Here is a 17,251-nt window from a genome sequence, read left to right as displayed (position 1 = left end):
TGCTTCTTGCCAAGCTGCCTCACTACTCGGTGCACCGTGCGATAGTACTTTGGCCAAAGCTGCTCGCAGCGCTGCCATATCACGATTAACCGTAGAGTGTGCCCGCGCACGCTTGACTGGGTCTTCGCTATTGCGACGGCTCACAAGGACGGGTTGCACTTCTAACCGCTCCCGCCATTCTTTTACGTGGCGTCGCCGCAGTTTATCCAGTCTCACTTTCGCGATGGCATCGTCATAAACGTATCGTTGAAATCGTTGCTCTGCCTCTGGCCGGTCACTGGCGTAGTCGCGACAAGCATCAGCCACTGTTTCGACCTTGGCGCGGAGTACACCTCCAGTTTCTAACAGTTCAGCCAACTTTTCAGTCTCTCGCTTCGCCGCAGCGAACATCTCGTTCCCGAGAAGTGTTCCGAAGTCGCCCAGCGATTTTACGTGATACCTACTGGCGTCGTCATCGTAGATACGAGCAATCCAAGTTCCCTTACCTCCACGCTTGGACGGTCGGAATCCCAAGAAGCAACCGGCACGGAGCCTCTGCCAATGTGGCTCGCGCTGCACTTTTAACCTTTCCCGGTTGCCGACCTTGCTCAGGTCCAACGCCATTATCCGTTTCCTCTCAAACTACTGTATGGAATGAGTATGGAATATATATGGATATCACTAGACACAAGAAGATATATATTTCACTAATTTTCATGCTGTTAAGTGTATTCAGTTGCTTCCCATTGTCCGTATACCCTGCCCTCCGAAGGCAGAGGCCAGAGGTTCGAATCCTCTTGGGTGCGCCATTTTTCGGCTGTTGAAACGCGCCCCTCATGTCTGGCTCTCTTACATATTGGTCAAATGCATTACTTGCCTGCACTTTAATCGATTAAAACGATTACTGATTGCAAAAACAGTTGCTGGACGATTCTGTCACAATCCGCTCTTAAGCATGCATCGAATTACGCTTCAAAATCGAAAGGACAGAATATGGGTATCATTGGTTCAACACTTAAGCCGTTTACGACACAGTCTTACAAAGCCGGGAAGTTCGTTGAAGTTTCCGACACGGATGTGACTGGTAAGTGGGCCGTATTTTTCTTCTATCCTGCCGATTTCACATTTGTGTGCCCGACCGAGCTTGAAGATCTGGCCGACCAATATGCTGATTTGCAAGCGATGGGCGTAGAGGTTTACGCCGTGTCCACCGATACGCATTTCAGCCACAAGGCATGGCACGACAGCTCGCCGGCAATCGGCAAGATCAACTATCATATGCTGGGTGACCAGAATCACGTCATCAGCAACAATTTCGGCGTCCTGCGTGAAGGCCAGGGCCTTGCCGACCGCGCGACATTTGTTGTTGATCCAGACGGCGTTATCCAGGTTACCGAAATCACCTGCGAAGGCGTTGGCCGAAACGCGGTTGAACTGGTTCGCAAGATCAAGGCCGCCATCTATGTGCGTGAGCATCCCGGTCAGGTTTGCCCTGCCAAGTGGGAAGAAGGTAGCGAAACCCTGGCTCCTTCGATCGACCTTGTAGGCAAGATCTAACCAAGTCCGACAGGTGCCGCGCCGCTTTCCGGTGGCGCGGCCCTGCCTTCCCCTTATCGCAATCCGTCCCGTCGCTCATTTGCGGCTCCATTTCGCTCGTTTTGAAAAGACATCCTCATGCTAGATTCCTCAACAACAGCTCAGCTAAAAACCTATTTGGCCAATTTGCGGACGCCCGTTGAGTTGGTCGCGACGCTGGACGACAGCGCGAAGGCAGCCGAGATGCGGTCGCTGGTCGAAGAAGTCGTGGCGCAATCAGATCTGTTGAGCGCCCGCTTCGATGGTCAGGCAGACCGCGTTCCATCCTTTGCAATACGCCGGGCCGACGGGACAGCCGAAACTCACTTTGCCGGCCTGCCCTTGGGGCATGAATTCACGTCGCTCCTGCTCGCATTGCTCCACATGGGCGGCCATCCGCCCAAGGAAGAGGCCGAGCTTCTCGATGCCGTGCGGGCGCTGGAGGGTGAATATTATTTCGAGACTTTCTATTCGCTCACCTGCCAAAATTGCCCGGATGTGATTCAGGCGATCAACATCATGGCGGCGCTTAACCCAAATGTCAGCCATGTTGCCATCGATGGCGCTTTGTTCCGCGAAGAAGTGGAAACCCGCAAAGTCATGGCGGTTCCCGCGGTTTACCTGAATGGTGAGCCATTTGGCCAAGGGCGAATGGACCTCGCGCAAATCATGTCCAAATTGGACAGCGGAACTGTGGCACGCGCTGCCGAAAAAATTGCAGGCAAAGCACCATTTGACGTTTTGGTTGTCGGCGGCGGCCCTGCCGGCGCGGCGGCGGCAATTTATGCGGCCCGCAAGGGTATCCGCACAGGCGTCGTGGCCGAACGCTTCGGCGGCCAGGTTCTTGATACAATGGGCATCGAAAACTTCATTTCGGTTTCGCATACCGAAGGCCCCAAGCTCGCGTCGCAATTGGAACAGCATGTCCGCGATTATGAAGTCGATATCATGAACCTGCAATTGGCGGATGAACTTATCCCGGGAAAGGCAGGCGAATTGCATGAGATAAAGCTTGTGAACGGCGCGCGTTTGAAGGCGAAAACAATCATCTTGTCCACTGGCGCACGTTGGCGTCAAATGGGTGCGCCGGGTGAAGATGCCTATCGCAATAAAGGTGTTGCATACTGCCCCCATTGCGATGGGCCATTGTATAAGGGCAAGCGCACGGCGGTTATCGGCGGCGGCAATTCCGGCGTTGAAGCAGCCATCGACCTTGCCGGCATTGTCGCACACGTCACGTTGATCGAATATGACGGGCAACTGCGTGCCGATGCTGTTTTACAGGCCAAATTACGCAGTTTGCCCAATGTGGACATCATCACCTCGGCGCTTACGACCGAAGTACTGGGCGACGGCGAAAAAGTGACGGGTTTGTTGTATAAGGACAGGACAACAGACGCAGTGCATCAAATTGATCTGCAAGGGATATTCGTACAGATTGGTTTGGTCCCCAACACCGAATGGCTGAAAGGCCCGTTGGCGCTATCGGCGCGCGGCGAGATTGAAATAGACTCGCACGGTGCAACCAATGTGCCCGGAATATTCGCGGCGGGGGACGTGACCACCGTACCGTACAAGCAGATCATCATTGCAATGGGCGAAGGCACAAAGGCCGCCTTGTCAGCCTTTGACTATCTCATTCGGTCCTGACGTCAGGGTCGAACAGGCAAACTACCCAAGTAACAAGTGACTCAGTTTGGCGCGCTGCCATGCGGCGTCGCCAAATTGGGACGCATGGAAAATTGCGGCGCGGCGATGCAGCCCGGCGTCACAATCATGGGTAAAGCCAAAGCCGCCGTGAAATTGGATCGCGCGGTCTGCCGCAAAGCTATACACGCCGTCCGCAGCAGCCTTTGCCATTCGAACGGCAACTTCGCCCAATCCCTGATCGCTGAAGCTGCTGGCAGCGCTGTACAAATGCGACCGCGCTTTTTCATAATCTACATAAGCGTCGACCGTCGGATGCTTCAATGCCTGATATTCACCGATTATTTTCCCGAACTGCTTTCGCGTTTGCAGATAGCTGACGGTATAGTCGATCACGCTTTGCGACCCGCCACACATTTCGGCGCTCTGCAACAAAGTCGCCGCCTGTTCGATGTGCGCCAATATTTGCATGGCCTTGCCGATATCAAGCGCGGCGGATTTGGGTATTGAAAGTCCATCGAGCATTAAGGCAAAGCTGCGTTTGGTCTCGTCAATAATCGCTTCGCGGCGCAATCGGCCCGCAACCTGCGCCGCGTCGAGCAGAATGAGAGCAGCTTTGCCATCCAGCATCACAGAAGCGATGACCAATTCGGCATTTCCGCCCCACTGCACAAACAGCTTTTCACCCGACAATAGCAAAGAGTCGCCATCGGATTTTGCTGCGGCTGTGATATTGCCAAGGTCCCAATCTCCATGCGCTTCAAACAACGCCAATGTTCCGATTGCACCTTCGGCAAGCTTGGGAAGCCAATGTGATTGCTGGGTTTCTGTTCCCCCGGCAATCAGAGTTTGCGACGCGAGTGTTGATGCAACAAATGGCGAGGCCATCAAATGACGGCCCATTTGCTCCACGACCGGAACAACTTCTGCCAAAGACAGGCCAACCCCGCCATGCACCTCGGGGATCGCAATTGCCGTCCAGCCGAGCGCGGCCATTTCAGCCCAAATGTCGGCATCGAAGCCCGTGTCGCTTTCCATCAGCTTGCGAACCTTGTCGATAGGGGACTTGTCGCGGCAAAAGCTTGTCGCAACATCAAGCAGCTCTATCTGCTCCTCGCTATAGCCAAGTCCCGCCATCTGCATCGCACTCTCCCGTCTGGTATTTATTCCTCTATGACGCGATGGAGCACAAGAAATCAAGCGTGTTTAATCGCACGGTTAAATACGGCCGGTGTTTGTGAGCAGATTTTATCGCCCTTACGCAGATTCCAGAACCTTGCGACCCGGCCGCACTTTCATGCGATGGCTGGTTTTTGTCTCCATGGAAACATCTTTGACCGACTGCATAAACACCCACTCATTCGTCGCAGCCTGTTGCGTGAGTGACAAATGCATATAGCCACGATTGGAGGTATCGACCCAGCGCAGCTCCTGCTTGCTGCCTTCAACCAGTCCGCGTGCGATGACGGCGGGATCAGTGCCTTGCGTCGCACTTTCAAAACCGGGGGAGGACACGCTGTGCCCGCCAAATTCGACACCAGCCGGCTTGCCACCTTCGGGAAGATCATAGGCCCAGGCATTGTGACTATCGCCCGTGACAACGACCAGATTGGCATCATTGCGCTGCACCGCCGCCAAAAGCCGAGACCGGGCCGCAGGATAGCCGCCCCAATTGTCCAGATTATAAGGCAGCCCGGCTTTTGCCGTCGCAATGCCCTGCCGTACAAAATTCTTTGTGCGGTCAGGCGCATTTGCGGGGAACCAGTTCAAAGCGTCTTCCGGGGTGTAATTATACCCCATATTTGTGCCCGATCCGACAACCGCCCAAAGGCCCTGATTACGGCCGATTGCCTTGTACAGCCAGCTTTCCTGCTCTGTGCCCATCATCGTCATTGACGGATCGAGCCAATCGGTTTGGCGAAATTCTGACAACGCTTTTGCAGGGTCGGCCGCGCGCATATAATCGCTTGCTTCATAAGGTCGTGAACGACCGACTGCACGCGTGTCGGTGCGGTAATAGGTCGCTAAATCGCCTATCGGATATTCTTTCCAGGGTGTTTCACCGACCGGCAGCCATTCGCGCCAAACTTGCATCGCGGCGTTTTTGCGGTTGGTCCAATCGCCCTCGTCCGCTTGGTGATTTTGTGCGCCGCCTTCCCACATGTCATTGGTGCCTTCATGATCGTCCGTGCTCGGGACCATGGGGAAATTCGCGTGCAAAGCCTGCAACTGTTTGTCGGCGCGATAGCTGGCATAGCGCAACCGGTAATCGGCCAGCGTCAAAATTTCATCGGATGGGAAAATGCGCGCGGCAAATTTTGCGCCGCCGTCATATCCGCCGCGACCATATTCGTAAATATAGTCGCCCATGTGCAGTACCAGATCAATATCATCGCGCGCCGCCGCATGGCCATAAGCGTTAAATTCACCAAAGCCGAGGTTCGAGCAGGAAAATATAGCGATGTTAAATTTTGCGGTTTTTCCAACCGGAAGCGTCTTTGTCCGGCCAACGGGCGAAATCGTACCATCGGGCGCGATGAAGCGGAACCAATGCCATTTGCCCGGCGCCAGATTATCCACCGTAATCTTGACCGTATGGTCACGCCACGGCCCCGTGACCATTTGGCCTCCGCCGGCAATTTTCACAAAATCCTGACTTTCCGAAATTTCGACACGAACCTTGGAAGGGCCGCCGGTGGGGTTCACATAGCGGGTCCATAGCAACACAGAATCTGCGGATGGTTCACCGCTTGCAACATTATGTGTAAATCCGGTTAGCCCGAGCAACGCCTGTGCCATTAAAGCACCGCCAGGAAGCATCAGTCCGCCTATGCCGAAACCCGCAGTTGCCAACAAAGCGCGACGATTTATGATGAATGACATTCCTGTTTCCTTCTATTTTCAGTCTATTAACTTCAATATGTCGTGCAATCGGTCAACGTCTTTTTCATCTTGATAGATACCGAACCCGAATCGCAGAACGTCTCCTCTGACGTCGGTCACAACGTGATGCCCCGCCAAAGCCGCATGAATCTGTGACGCCCGCGGGCCCTTTAGCGCCAAAAACCGGGCATGGGGTTTATCGCCAAGCGGATTGACAATTTGCATATGCGACACATTCAAATTGCTAAGAAATTGCTGTTGCAGACGTGTGACATAAGCTGAAATAACTTCCGTTGTCAGGCCTTCAATTTCCAGCATATTGCGAACGGCGCAAAACCGGTAAAGTCCGGAAGGATCAAATGTACTCCCAAGAAACCGTCGGCCATCGGGCGCGTAACCGACGCTTCCGGGCGATAGGGCAAGGTCATCAAACTCCGCATACCAGCCCGTTATCTCCGGCCTCGGCGCAAATCCGGGTGGCGCGTGCAGGAAGCAAACCCCTTCGCCCGCCATGGCATATTTATACCCACCCGACAGATAGAATATCCTGTCGGCAACATCGGTCAGATTAGTGGGGATAGCCATGAAGCCGTGATAGCCGTCTACAACAACCCACGGCCCCTCGGGCTTTGCCAGCGCAGCCAACGGCGCAATGTCGACAACCCGGCCCGAATTGAACAGCACATGACTCGCAAAAATCAGATCATATTCGTTTCGGCCCGCTTCGGCCGCCAAAGCATCCGGCTGCACCTGTCTCCAGACGATTTTCCCGCTTTCCACCCAGCGCGCCATTTGCCGCCGGAAACTGTGAAACTCGCCATCGGTCGACAATATGCGCAACGTTGGACGGTCCATGGCGGAAATAATGCGCACCAGGAAATCATGCGTGTTCGGAGAAAAGCTGATCGTCGATGGATCGGGCAAGGCCAGTTCCGAAGCAACATGACCCTGCGCCGCTGACCAGAGGCTGCCCATGATGATGCCCCATTTATGATCCGCCATATGGGCGGCGTCCGCCCATGCCGCCATCTGCCCATCATGGCTCGCATCCGGCCACAAATGATGGCTATGTGCGGCAAAGTGCAGGCGATCGGGCGCAGCGGTCAGCGATCGGCTGAAGAGATGCTTGAAACTCACAACTGGGTCCGCAGCGACCACAATTCGGGAAAGGCGCGCTTGCTGAGAGTGCTGCTTAAATAGCTGACACCGGCGGTTCCCCCCGTACCGCGCTTTCCACCGATGATACGCTCCACCGTTATCACATGCTTGTGCCGCCACGTCGCCATGGCATCGTCCAGATCAACCAGCTTCTCCGCCAACTGATAGAGCTCCCAATAGCGTTCGGTATCGCGATAAACTTGCAGAAATCCGGCTTCGACTTCGGGCGAAAACACATGTGGCTGCGCCCAATCACGCGACAATTGCCCCAAGGGAACATCAATACCGGCACGCGCCAGAGCGATGATGGTATCATCCCAAATGCTTGGCTCTGTCAGCGCCGTCATCATCGCCGCGCGCGCTTCGGGACGATCCTCCTGAAACTTCAAATGCGCGCTGTCTTTCAGGCCCAGCATGAATTCGACGGTACGAAACTGGTCAGATTGAAAACCGGAGCTTGGCCCCAGAACATGCCGGAAACGCGTGTAGTCGGACGGCGTCATAGTCGACAAAACATCCCAACTCAGTGTCATAACTGCTTGAATACGGCTCACTCTTGCTAACGCCTTGTAAGCTGGAATAAGCGCATCGCTGCGAATTTGCGACTGCGCGAGTTGCAGTTCGCGGATCATCTGTTTCAACCAGAGCTCCTTGGTCTGGTGGATGATAATGAATAGCATCTCATCGTCCAGTTCCGACTGGGGATGCTGGCAGGATAGCAATTCGTCGAGCGCGAGATAGCGCGCATAGGTCATGGGGGCATCGCTCATGCCGCAACATTAACGTTGCATTTGAAACTATGCCAGCAAACTATCCAACCACTTTTCCGCAAGCGCCTCTGCCTCATCGACACTGAAGGGCGCGTTGCCCAGACTGAGTTCCAGCCAGAGTCCATCGACCATAGCCGTTAACGCAACCGCCATCAGGCGCGGATCATTGGGCGCGCCGGGACAGGCTGCGATCAACTGCTCCATATCGCGTCTATTGTCCGCGTATATCTCGCCATGGATTTGCCCGATCACGGGATCTGTTCGCGAAAGGCTCCAAAAGGCAATCCATGTGGCGAGCAACTCGGGATCAGCAATGGGCTCGCGAAAACTCGCGGTTACAAATGCGAGAAGCCGGCCGCGCGGATTATCGGCGGGCACCGCTGCGACCGCCTCATGCAGCGCCTTGGCAACCCTCGCTCCTGTTGCCCGGTAGGTTGCCGCGACCAGCGCATCGATACCGTCGAAATAATGACGCAGCAAACCCGGTGACACGCCTGCCTCAACACAGATGGCGCGTACCGATGTGCCCTGCGCACCGAATGTCGCAAGACAATGGGCACAGGCCGCAATCATCGCTTCCTTGCGGATATCGGCGCTCTCGCGGGTAAAGACTTGTCGCGCGCTCATGCTGTTGTTATACACTCGTATAACAAAGGAATCAACATGTCCGTTCAAACCGCTCAGGATCATACACACGCACTAGAAGGCTGGAGCCTTCCGGCATGGACGTACAACGATCCCGAATTTGCGAAACTTGAAGTTGAGCGCATCTTTCGCCCCGCATGGCAGGTTGTTTGCCATATCAGCGACATTCCCAATGCAGGCGATTGGCACAGCCTCGACTATGTTGGCGAGAGCATTATTGTTGTGCGTGGCGCAGACCAAATATTGCGCGCCTTTACCAATGTTTGCCGTCACCGCGGTTCGCGGCTCGTCGATGGATCGAGTGGTTGTGCAAAAAAGCTTGTATGTCCCTATCATGCGTGGACCTATGACCTTGAAGGCCGGCTGACCGGTGTTCCTGACAGCGCATCCTATCCTACTCTCGATAAAGACAAGGCCGGGCTGGTTTCGGTGGATATGGAACTTTGGCGCGGTTTCATTTTTGTCCGGTTGGAAAGTGGCGGACCATCGGTGGTCGAGATGATGGCCCCTTATGAAGATCAGGTTGCGCCGTATAAATTCGAAGAATTGAAGGCCTTGGGCCGCGTTACCTTGCGCCCACGCGCGGTGAACTGGAAAAATGTCGGCGACAATTATTCCGATGGTCTCCACATCCCGGTCGCGCATCCCGGACTGACCCGGCTTTTCGGCAAAAGCTATGGCGTCGAAGCCGAGCCCCATGTCGACCGCATGTGGGGGGATCTGGTGGACCGGACGTCATCCAACTGGTCGGAGCGTGCCTATCAAAGCCTTTTGCCGCCCGTCCCCTATCTGCCCGACGCCAATCAGAAGCGCTGGCTCTATTTCAAGCTATGGCCGTCGGTCGCCTTCGACATTTATCCTGATCAGGTCGATTTCATGCAATGGTTGCCGACCGGCCCCGACAGCTGCCTGATCCGCGAGATCAGCTATGTTCTGGACGACGATCGCCGCGAAATGCGCGCGGCGCGGTACCTCAACTGGCGTATCAACCGGCAGGTTAACGCCGAAGACGCCGAACTGATTACGCGTGTTCAACAGGGCATGGAAAGCCGCAGCTTTTCGATGGGCCCTTTGTCGGACAAGGAAGTTTGCCTGAAAAGCTTCTGCCGCCGCGTCCGTCACCTTATTCCTGAAGCCTGTCTCGAACATCGCCCCGCGCCGGGCTGGAGCCAAAAATGACCAAAAAATATGATGCCCTGATTATCGGTGCCGGCCACAACGGCCTTGTGTGCGCTTTCTACCTTGCGCGTGCCGGACTGAAAGTCCGGATTGTCGAACGCCGCGACGTCGTTGGCGGTGCTGCCGTGACCGAGGAATTTCATCCGGGTTTCCGCAACTCCGTCGCAAGCTACACCGTCAGCCTGCTTCAGCCCAAGGTTATTTCCGATATGCGGTTGGCCGATCATGGCTATCGCGTCATCGAACGTCCAATTAGCAATTTTCTACCACAGGAAGATGGTGGATATTTGAAGCTGGGTGGCGGGCTCGAACGCACGCAGGCGGAATTTGCCCGGTTTTCCAAACATGATGCGCAGGTTCTGCCCGATTATTATGAAATGCTGGAAAATGTCGCTGATGTCCTGCGCGATCTGGCACTCAAATCCCCACCAAATGTTGGCGATGGCCTGAAGACATTTATCGATGCCGCCCGCCAAGGGCGTGGCCTGATTAAATTGTCGCTCAGCCAGCAGCGTGATGTACTCGACCTGTTTACGAAATCGGCGCGTAGCTTCCTCGACAGCTGGTTTGAAAGCGAAGCTGTAAAGGCCGCGTTCGGCTTCGATGCCGTGGTGGGCAACTATGCCAGCCCCGATACACCCGGCAGCGCTTATGTCCTGCTGCATCACGTCTTTGGCGAGGTGAACGGAAACAAGGGTGCCTGGGGCCACAGCGTCGGCGGGATGGGCAACATCACGCAGATCATGGCCAAGGTATGCCGCGAACTCGGCGTGGACATCAGTCTGGAAGCACCTGTTGCACGCGTTCTGGTCGACGGCGAAAAAGTTGCGGGCGTGCGGCTCGAAAGCGGCGAAGAAGTCATGGCCGACCGCGTCATTTCCAATGTCGGACCCAAGATTCTGTACGAACGCATGTTTGATGACAGCGATCTGAAGCCCGAATTCAAGCGCCGCATCAAAGGTTTCAAGGCAGGCAGCGGCACTTTCCGCATGAACGTCGCCTTGTCGGAATTGCCGAAATTCACCTGCTTGCCGGAACCCGGCGAACATCACCAGTCCGGCATCATCATTGCCCCGACACTGGACTATATGGACCGCGCCTTCCTCGACGCAAAGCGCGATGGCTGGTCGCAAAAGCCGATCGTGGAAATGCTGATACCGTCAACAATCGACGACAGCCTTGCTCCGGCAGGCCAGCATGTCGCGTCGCTATTCTGCCAGCAATTTGCCCCCGAACTGCCCGATGGGCGGGATTGGGATGCCGAAGAAGGCAAGGCAGCCGATCTGATTATCGATACGGTGGAGGAATATGCCCCCGGTTTCCGTGCATCGGTTCTGGGTCGGCAGATATTGTCGCCAAAGGGACTCGAACGCAAATTCGGGCTTGCTGGCGGCGATATTATGCACGGTAATATGAGCCTCGACCAATTGTGGAGCGCGCGGCCTGTCCTTGGCCATGGCGCGTATCGCGGGCCATTGAAGGGCCTGTATATGTGCGGCGCTGGCGCACATCCGGGCGGCGGCGTGACCGGCGCACCGGGTCATAATTGCGCCGCCGAAATATTGGCGGACCGCAGCTTTCTGGGTCGTTTGTTCGGCTAACCGCACATGAAAAAGCCGGGTCTAACAAGACCCGGCTTCTCCCCCTGTCACCCTTGGCGATTAACCGTGGTCGTGACTAACTCATTAGAATTTTGTGCCCAGTTTCAATCCGAATATCTGCGGCTTGACCGGATAGACCCTTGAAAATGCGCCGCAAATGGTTGTTGAGCAAGCTGTGTTCAGGCTCAATTGGCCGCGTTTGTCGAACGCATTCTGGATGAAGGCTTCAACACTCCAATTTCCAAAATTGGTGCCTGCGGAAAAGTCGAAAGTGGTAAAAGCACCGGTCGGGCCAACAGCAGCGAAATCGTCGTCAGTCAGAAAAGTCCGGGTTCCACCTTGATGGTTCATCGAACCTTGGACAAAGGCGTCATTGCTGCCCAGTGGAAATTCATAGCGGGCGGTCAGGCTGCCCTTGAACTTTGGCTGAACCGGCAAACGGGTGCCCTTTGCCGCAGCCGGGGTAACGCCTGGAACACAGACAATATTGCCCGTCGCATCGACCTGACAGAAATCTGTTGTCAATTGCGCGTCGATATAAGTTCCCGAACCTGACAATGTGAAGCCACCCAGTGACAGCGCAAAGTCGCCTTCAATGCCATAAATGCGGGCATCACCGGCATTATAGGTGTTAGTCACGCCATTGTTGCCAACAGGTACAAGGCCGAACTGCAAATCTTTCCATTCTTCATAGAAGACCGCGCCATTCAGGCGGAGTTTCCGGTCCAGCCAACTGGTTTTCCAGCCAATTTCATAGTTGGAAAGCGTATCGGAATCGAAAGGAAGAATGCCCGGACGACGGTTGTTACCGCCCGGACGGAAACCGGTGGAATATGTCGCATAGATCATCTTTTCCGGCGTCACTTGCCAGCTCAGATTGACCTTATGTGTTTCACCGGTTTCTTTGTATTTCTTGTCGACATTGTCGCACGGACGGTTGGTTGCGGTCGTCGGCAAACAGATTGCCTGCAACGCATTGCGGTTAAAGCCGGAGAAACCAAATAGCGAACTTTTGGCTTCAAACCCGCGAATACCGGCGGTCAGCTTCACTTCTTCCGTTATGTCATATGTTGCTTCGGCAAAGGCGGCAAGATCGCGGTCTTTGCGGTCGATCCGGGTCAGGAACACGGTATCACCGAATGCAGCACCAACGGGTATCAAATTGCTGTTGGGCGGTGTTGGGATCCCGCTTAATCCGGCAATGTCGTAATTGGCTGCAATCGCATCGGTTTGACGCTGGAAAAACACGCCTGCAGTTACACGAAACCGGTTTTCCGACGGCGAAACAAACCGCAATTCATGTGTCTGCTTGGTGTACTTGTCGGCGGTAAACACAAATTGCGACGGATCAAGAAACCCGCCCGTTCCGGTGGGGAAGTTTGTGTAGTACGAACCGTAAGTGTCATAAGCGACCGAATAATAGGAATAATCTGCGGCACTATTGACCTTGCGTTCGAAATAACCACCGGAATAGACCATATCCCAATTGCCGATCTTGCCTTCAACCGTCAACGCGGCCTGGAACCAGCGATCCTTGTAACGGGTTTCCTGAAAGTCGGTGACTTTCAAGTCTCCTTTGCGGGGATCGAACAGGAATGGCCCGGAAGTCTCCTGATTCTGGTAGATGATCGTTGGCGTCACCGTCCAATTGTCATCGAGATCAATCTTCAACGCTGCGCGACCACCAAAGGTTTCGGCATCGTTGAAATCATCTTCCACAAGTGCCGCGTTGGTGACGGTCAAATTTGTTGCTGGATCGGTATCATCAAGCGTAAACGTCCGGCTGCCCGCGATATTGTCGATATAGCCGCCTTCACGACGGTAAAATCCGACGACGCGCAAGGCGGCATTGTCGGACAGCGGGAAGTTCAAAAATCCTTCAAGACTGCCGCCAAATTCGCCCTTGCCATATTTGTTGATCTGGACGTCGGCACCGCCTTCAAATCCAGCGGTAGATGGTTTGTTCGTAATCAGGCGCAACGTGCCCGAAAGCGAGCTTGCGCCAAAAAGAGTGCCCTGCGGACCTGACAGCGCCTCGATACGGGCGATATCATAGACATGAAGATCGACCGAACCTGCGATGGTCGTGACCGGAATTTCGTCAAGATAAAGGCCGGTTGCAGGTGCAGGCCCAATGTGCAGACCGTCGCCACCACTGGAAACGCCACGGAAATAAATCTGCGATTGACCGGGACCGAACGACTGGAAACTGACGCTTGGCAAAAGCTTTGAAAAATCATCAAGGCTTGCGACCTGTTGTTGGTCAAGCGTCTCTTCACCAAGTGCCTGTATGCTCAACGGCACCTTTTGCAGACTTTCTTCGCGCTTTGTCGCGGTAACGACGATTTCGCCCGGCAATGCCTCTTCATCTGCTGGTGCATCTTGCGCTACCGCGGGCATCGCAAAGCCCAAGGCAGTCGATGCGAGCAGCATGGATGCGGCTGCGCGGACTTTGGTTGTTCTGTTCATATGGCGCATATTGCGACCTCCCTAGTTTCCCTGAAACAATTAGACTCCTATTCCCTGCCGCAGCGCAATATATTTTCGGTTAATGTCGCAAATCGGCATCATTTAGCCTTCGCCCTGTTGCAAGGATGCAACTATTGTTTCCGGCGCGGTTGCAATTCACCGGCGCTATAGAACGTCGGGATAGCTGTCCAAAACACTGCCAAGAACAGTCTTTAGCGGTTGCAGATGCCGTTCATAGGGTTTCCATTGGTCAATCCCGTCGCGATTTATCGGACGGCGTACCTGTTCGGCGCTTGGAGTCTGAACGGCACGATCATTTTGCCAGAACTGCAGACACGCCTCCTCAAACGGCAGACCGAGATATTCCAGCAAAGCCCCGATTTCACGTTCCGGATTTTCAATCAAAGATTCGTGAATCACGCGATGGACACGGCCCGGCAAGACTGTATCGACCCGCTGCATATAACCGACATAGTCTGCATAATATTGGCCCACATCATGAAGGCTGTATGAAAAACTCTGGCCACGGGCAAAATGCTGTTTAAAATTGGAAAAGCAACAATCCATCGGGTTGCGCCGCGCATCGATAATTTTGGCGTTGGGCAGGATCAGGTGGATCAGCGCAACATTTTGCCAGTTATTCGGCATTTTATCGATAAAATATGGTTTGTCACTTTTACGATGTATGCGGGTGCGTGATATATATTCGGCTCCGATACGTTCACGGTCGGACGCACTCAAATTGGCAAGGCCCTGACAATAATCGCCCCCATGCGCTTCTTTCGCCTGCCCTGCGACACGTTGCGATATCATACCAATATCAGGCAACTCCTGCGTTCCTTCGACGCTGGAATGGCTGGACAATATTTGTTCGATCAACGTCGATCCCGCACGCGGCATTCCGAGAATGAAAATCGGGTCAACGGCGTCGTGACCGCCATTACGCGATGTAAAAAAATCCGGGGTCATTTGTTCAACCCGCCGCGCGATCATCGCGCTGTTTTCATCTGCATCATAATCAAGGGCCGACCGGCGCAGACGATTGGCGGCATCATAATGGGCAAAGGATTCGTCCCATGATTTGCGATCCTCCAACGCCTTACCCATTGCAAAATCGAGGTGGAAACGATCTTCATCAGCGATATCTTCGCGTGCCAGTTGCGCGCGCATCACCGCCAGTTCATCGTCCGAAATCCGCAATGTCTTCAAATTCGCGAGGCTCCAAAACGCCTCGCCATATTCGGGCTTTAACGTAACCGACTTGCGATAGGCGGCTACACTGTCGTCGCGTCTACCAACTGTTTTCAGAACATGGCCATAAGACAGCCATATTTTTTCCTGCTCCGGCTTTGATTTCAAAACCTGTTCATAGAGCGCGACCGCATCGGCGTAGTCGCCGATGCGACCGGCGGCGGCGGCCTTCAAATTGGCTGCGCCAATATCCTCAGGATCGTTGTCGAGCAACAGGTCCAGCTCGGCAATGGCTTCCTCGGGTCGCCCTTGCCGATACAGCACCAATGCCAGATTGGACCTTGCCGGAACGAAAGCTGGTGCAAGCTCGACCGCCCGGCGCAAGAGATTTTCGGCATCGGCAAAGCGGCCGATACGCCCGGCAAGTTCAGCAAGCATTCTGATCGTTGCCACATCAAACGGATTTCGTTTCAGCCGCGCCTTCAATATCGGTTCGGCATCGTGGAGACGATTTTCATATAAAGCCAACGCAGCCGCCATAAGCTCCGGGTTGCGAAGGGCGGAATTTATGGCGTGGTGTTCAGGGTTCGCTTTCATCTGGTGACACTAGGCGATGACCTCGTCATTTTGAAGCAGGCAAATCAGCGGCGGTATCGATATCACGCAAAAAGGCAGGATCGATTGCGACGATCCGCGCCGATCCTAAAAGCGCCGCGCCGCCACGATCCCCTGATGTGGCCAATAAATCCGGCCAGCTTTCCCGGGGAAACAAAGCGGGTGGCAAATTGGCCGTGCCGTTATCGGAAGCGGTCAAAACACCGGCGTGCGCGATGGCTTTTAGATGCGATTCGGGTACGAACGGCATGTCGGCTAACGTAACCATCAAAGCCTGCACCGTTGTGGCGCGCGCTGCTTCGACCGCCAGATGCAGGGAATGGGCTTGCCCTGCCCCGGGTAATGCATTCTCTATTATCTGAAATCCCAGGTCGGCATAATGAACCGATATCGCAGACGCCGGCCGGCAAACCGCAAAGCGCCAGCCAAAACCCATGTCGGACACGGTACGCCCGATATGAACGCCCAAGGGCAAATCACCCAGAGGAGTCATTAGTTTATCGCCGACAAACCGCGTGCCTAGACCGGCGGCCAATATCACGACAGCAATATCAGCGCAGTCCATTGTTAAACGCCCGCACCATTCCTGCCGCGATCGACAGAGCGATTTCAGGGGCGCTTATCGCATTGATCGCCACGCCCGCAGGCCCCTCAATACGTGTCAGCCGATCTGCGTTCATACCCGATGCCAACAGCCGCTCGGTTCGTTTGGCATGGGCTGCTTTTGACCCGAGCGCCGCGATATACCCGGCATCACTCGCCAATGCAGCAATGAGCGCCGGGTCATCGATTTTGGGATCGTGGCTTAAGGTGACGATTGCCGTTCGCATATCGGGTTTGCGCGCCAATATGGCGTCATCGGGCCATCGGTCATCCAGTTCGGCCTTGGGGAAACGCTCTTTTGTCAGAAACCGTGCGCGGGGATCAACCAAGATCGCTTCGATATCCAGACCGATTGCGATTTCAATCAGCGATGCGGCGATTTCGACAGCGCCGACGATAATCAGCCTGCGCGGTGGCAGATAATTATTGATAAATAGATCACGTTCATCGGTGTCGACAATGCGGCTCATGCCATTTTGCAAATCGGTTCCAATATGCAAAGCCTTGCCCGCTGTCCGCGCCTCGATTATCGAACCAAATAGCGCACCCGAAAACAGCTCGGGTGCGACATTTTGAACCAACACCACGATATCACCGCCACAGGGCAAGCCTACCTCCCACGCGGCTCCATCGGCAACGCCATAACGGCGGATAACAAAGCTGTTTTCAGCGATAACTTGCCGGGCCATTTCGAGGACGTCGCCTTCGACACATCCACCAGAAACCGACCCTGTAAAGCGTCCATCCGCATGAACCAGCATGTGGGTGCCCAAAGGACAAGGTGCGGATTTCCAAGTTTCAACGACAGTTGCCAGCGCCATGGGTGCGCCGCGCCATGACTGTGCACTGGCCAAAATGCGGTGATGATCGGCTAACCCTGTTTGCATCCGCAATTGCCTAGCAAAGCGTGCAACAGGTTGCTATATGAAACGCAAT

Annotated in this window: 13 protein-coding genes and 1 pseudogene; 4 read left to right on the top strand and 10 right to left on the bottom strand. The window is 54.7% G+C overall.

All coding sequences use genetic code 11. The annotated features are described in order from the left end of the window. A pseudogene (locus ACKVOS_RS02830) lies at window positions 1–603 on the bottom strand (integrase); the annotation flags it as partial. 369 nt (window positions 604–972) lie between these two features. Between ACKVOS_RS02830 and ahpC the strand changes: the two are divergent. Next, a complete protein-coding gene (gene ahpC / locus ACKVOS_RS02825; protein WP_409210506.1) occupies window positions 973–1,536 on the top strand; it encodes an alkyl hydroperoxide reductase subunit C in 564 nt (187 codons plus the stop codon). Between the two features lie 117 nt (window positions 1,537–1,653). Further along, window positions 1,654–3,204 (top strand): alkyl hydroperoxide reductase subunit F, encoded by a 1,551-nt coding sequence (gene ahpF, locus ACKVOS_RS02820; protein WP_409210505.1) that lies wholly within the window; start codon window positions 1,654–1,656, stop codon window positions 3,202–3,204. Between the two features lie 21 nt (window positions 3,205–3,225). Here the strand turns inward: ahpF and ACKVOS_RS02815 are convergent, their stop codons facing one another. The 5 genes from ACKVOS_RS02815 to ACKVOS_RS02795 form a co-directional block, all read right to left on the bottom strand. After that, on the bottom strand, window positions 3,226–4,344 hold the full coding sequence (locus ACKVOS_RS02815; protein ID WP_409210504.1) for an acyl-CoA dehydrogenase family protein: 1,119 nt from the start codon (window positions 4,342–4,344) through the stop codon (window positions 3,226–3,228). Between the two features lie 114 nt (window positions 4,345–4,458). Continuing rightward, a complete protein-coding gene (locus ACKVOS_RS02810; protein WP_409210503.1) occupies window positions 4,459–6,084 on the bottom strand; it encodes an alkaline phosphatase D family protein in 1,626 nt (541 codons plus the stop codon). An 18-nt stretch (window positions 6,085–6,102) separates the two neighbouring features. Beyond that, window positions 6,103–7,221 (bottom strand): aminotransferase class V-fold PLP-dependent enzyme, encoded by a 1,119-nt coding sequence (locus ACKVOS_RS02805; RefSeq protein WP_409210502.1) that lies wholly within the window; start codon window positions 7,219–7,221, stop codon window positions 6,103–6,105. Next, a complete protein-coding gene (locus tag ACKVOS_RS02800) occupies window positions 7,218–8,012 on the bottom strand; it encodes a tryptophan 2,3-dioxygenase (RefSeq protein WP_158897655.1) in 795 nt (264 codons plus the stop codon). Before ACKVOS_RS02800 ends, ACKVOS_RS02805 begins: the two co-directional genes overlap by 4 nt. A gap of 27 nt (window positions 8,013–8,039) precedes the next feature. Continuing rightward, a complete protein-coding gene (locus ACKVOS_RS02795) occupies window positions 8,040–8,639 on the bottom strand; it encodes a TetR family transcriptional regulator C-terminal domain-containing protein (protein WP_409210501.1) in 600 nt (199 codons plus the stop codon). Between the two features lie 36 nt (window positions 8,640–8,675). On the opposite strand from ACKVOS_RS02795, the gene ACKVOS_RS02790 reads away from it, so the two are divergent. Beyond that, window positions 8,676–9,836: an aromatic ring-hydroxylating oxygenase subunit alpha gene (locus tag ACKVOS_RS02790; RefSeq protein ID WP_409210500.1), complete on the top strand. Its 1,161-nt coding sequence runs from the start codon at window positions 8,676–8,678 to the stop codon at window positions 9,834–9,836. After that, the gene (locus tag ACKVOS_RS02785) at window positions 9,833–11,437 is read left to right on the top strand and encodes a phytoene desaturase family protein (protein ID WP_409210499.1); all 1,605 of its coding nucleotides are present in this window, start codon (window positions 9,833–9,835) and stop codon (window positions 11,435–11,437) included. The genes ACKVOS_RS02790 and ACKVOS_RS02785 overlap by 4 nt, the downstream gene beginning before the upstream one ends. Before the next feature lie 84 nt (window positions 11,438–11,521). On the opposite strand, the gene ACKVOS_RS02780 is transcribed toward ACKVOS_RS02785, so the two are convergent. From ACKVOS_RS02780 to ACKVOS_RS02765, 4 genes are all read right to left on the bottom strand, one after another. Next, a complete protein-coding gene (locus ACKVOS_RS02780; protein WP_409210498.1) occupies window positions 11,522–13,906 on the bottom strand; it encodes a TonB-dependent receptor in 2,385 nt (794 codons plus the stop codon). Window positions 13,907–14,071: 165 nt separating this feature from the next. Next, window positions 14,072–15,694 carry a sulfotransferase gene (locus ACKVOS_RS02775; RefSeq protein WP_409210497.1) on the bottom strand — a complete coding sequence of 541 codons (1,623 nt, stop codon included), beginning with the start codon at window positions 15,692–15,694 and terminating at the stop codon, window positions 14,072–14,074. 25 nt (window positions 15,695–15,719) lie between these two features. Then, the gene (locus tag ACKVOS_RS02770; RefSeq protein ID WP_409210496.1) at window positions 15,720–16,277 is read right to left on the bottom strand and encodes a nucleotidyltransferase family protein; all 558 of its coding nucleotides are present in this window, start codon (window positions 16,275–16,277) and stop codon (window positions 15,720–15,722) included. Beyond that, on the bottom strand, window positions 16,264–17,202 hold the full coding sequence (locus ACKVOS_RS02765; RefSeq protein ID WP_409210495.1) for an XdhC family protein: 939 nt from the start codon (window positions 17,200–17,202) through the stop codon (window positions 16,264–16,266). Before ACKVOS_RS02765 ends, ACKVOS_RS02770 begins: the two co-directional genes overlap by 14 nt. Window positions 17,203–17,251 lie beyond the last annotated feature (49 nt).

The organism is Sphingorhabdus sp. (genome assembly GCF_046154385.1).
GTDB lineage: Bacteria > Pseudomonadota > Alphaproteobacteria > Sphingomonadales > Sphingomonadaceae > Sphingorhabdus_B.
The sequence above is the reverse complement of the archived record's forward strand: the minus strand, read 5'-3'. Positions and strand labels throughout refer to the sequence as shown.

Coding starts and splice junctions, on each gene's coding strand:
- ahpC (WP_409210506.1), top strand. CDS start 973: ATGGGTATCATTGGTTCAACACTTAAGCCGTTTACGACACAGTCTTAC.
- ahpF (WP_409210505.1), top strand. CDS start 1,654: ATGCTAGATTCCTCAACAACAGCTCAGCTAAAAACCTATTTGGCCAAT.
- ACKVOS_RS02815 (WP_409210504.1), bottom strand. CDS start 4,344: ATGCAGATGGCGGGACTTGGCTATAGCGAGGAGCAGATAGAGCTGCTT.
- ACKVOS_RS02810 (WP_409210503.1), bottom strand. CDS start 6,084: ATGTCATTCATCATAAATCGTCGCGCTTTGTTGGCAACTGCGGGTTTC.
- ACKVOS_RS02800 (WP_158897655.1), bottom strand. CDS start 8,012: ATGAGCGATGCCCCCATGACCTATGCGCGCTATCTCGCGCTCGACGAA.
- ACKVOS_RS02795 (WP_409210501.1), bottom strand. CDS start 8,639: ATGAGCGCGCGACAAGTCTTTACCCGCGAGAGCGCCGATATCCGCAAG.
- ACKVOS_RS02790 (WP_409210500.1), top strand. CDS start 8,676: ATGTCCGTTCAAACCGCTCAGGATCATACACACGCACTAGAAGGCTGG.
- ACKVOS_RS02785 (WP_409210499.1), top strand. CDS start 9,833: ATGACCAAAAAATATGATGCCCTGATTATCGGTGCCGGCCACAACGGC.
- ACKVOS_RS02780 (WP_409210498.1), bottom strand. CDS start 13,906: ATGAACAGAACAACCAAAGTCCGCGCAGCCGCATCCATGCTGCTCGCA.
- ACKVOS_RS02775 (WP_409210497.1), bottom strand. CDS start 15,694: ATGAAAGCGAACCCTGAACACCACGCCATAAATTCCGCCCTTCGCAAC.
- ACKVOS_RS02770 (WP_409210496.1), bottom strand. CDS start 16,277: ATGGACTGCGCTGATATTGCTGTCGTGATATTGGCCGCCGGTCTAGGC.
- ACKVOS_RS02765 (WP_409210495.1), bottom strand. CDS start 17,202: ATGCAAACAGGGTTAGCCGATCATCACCGCATTTTGGCCAGTGCACAG.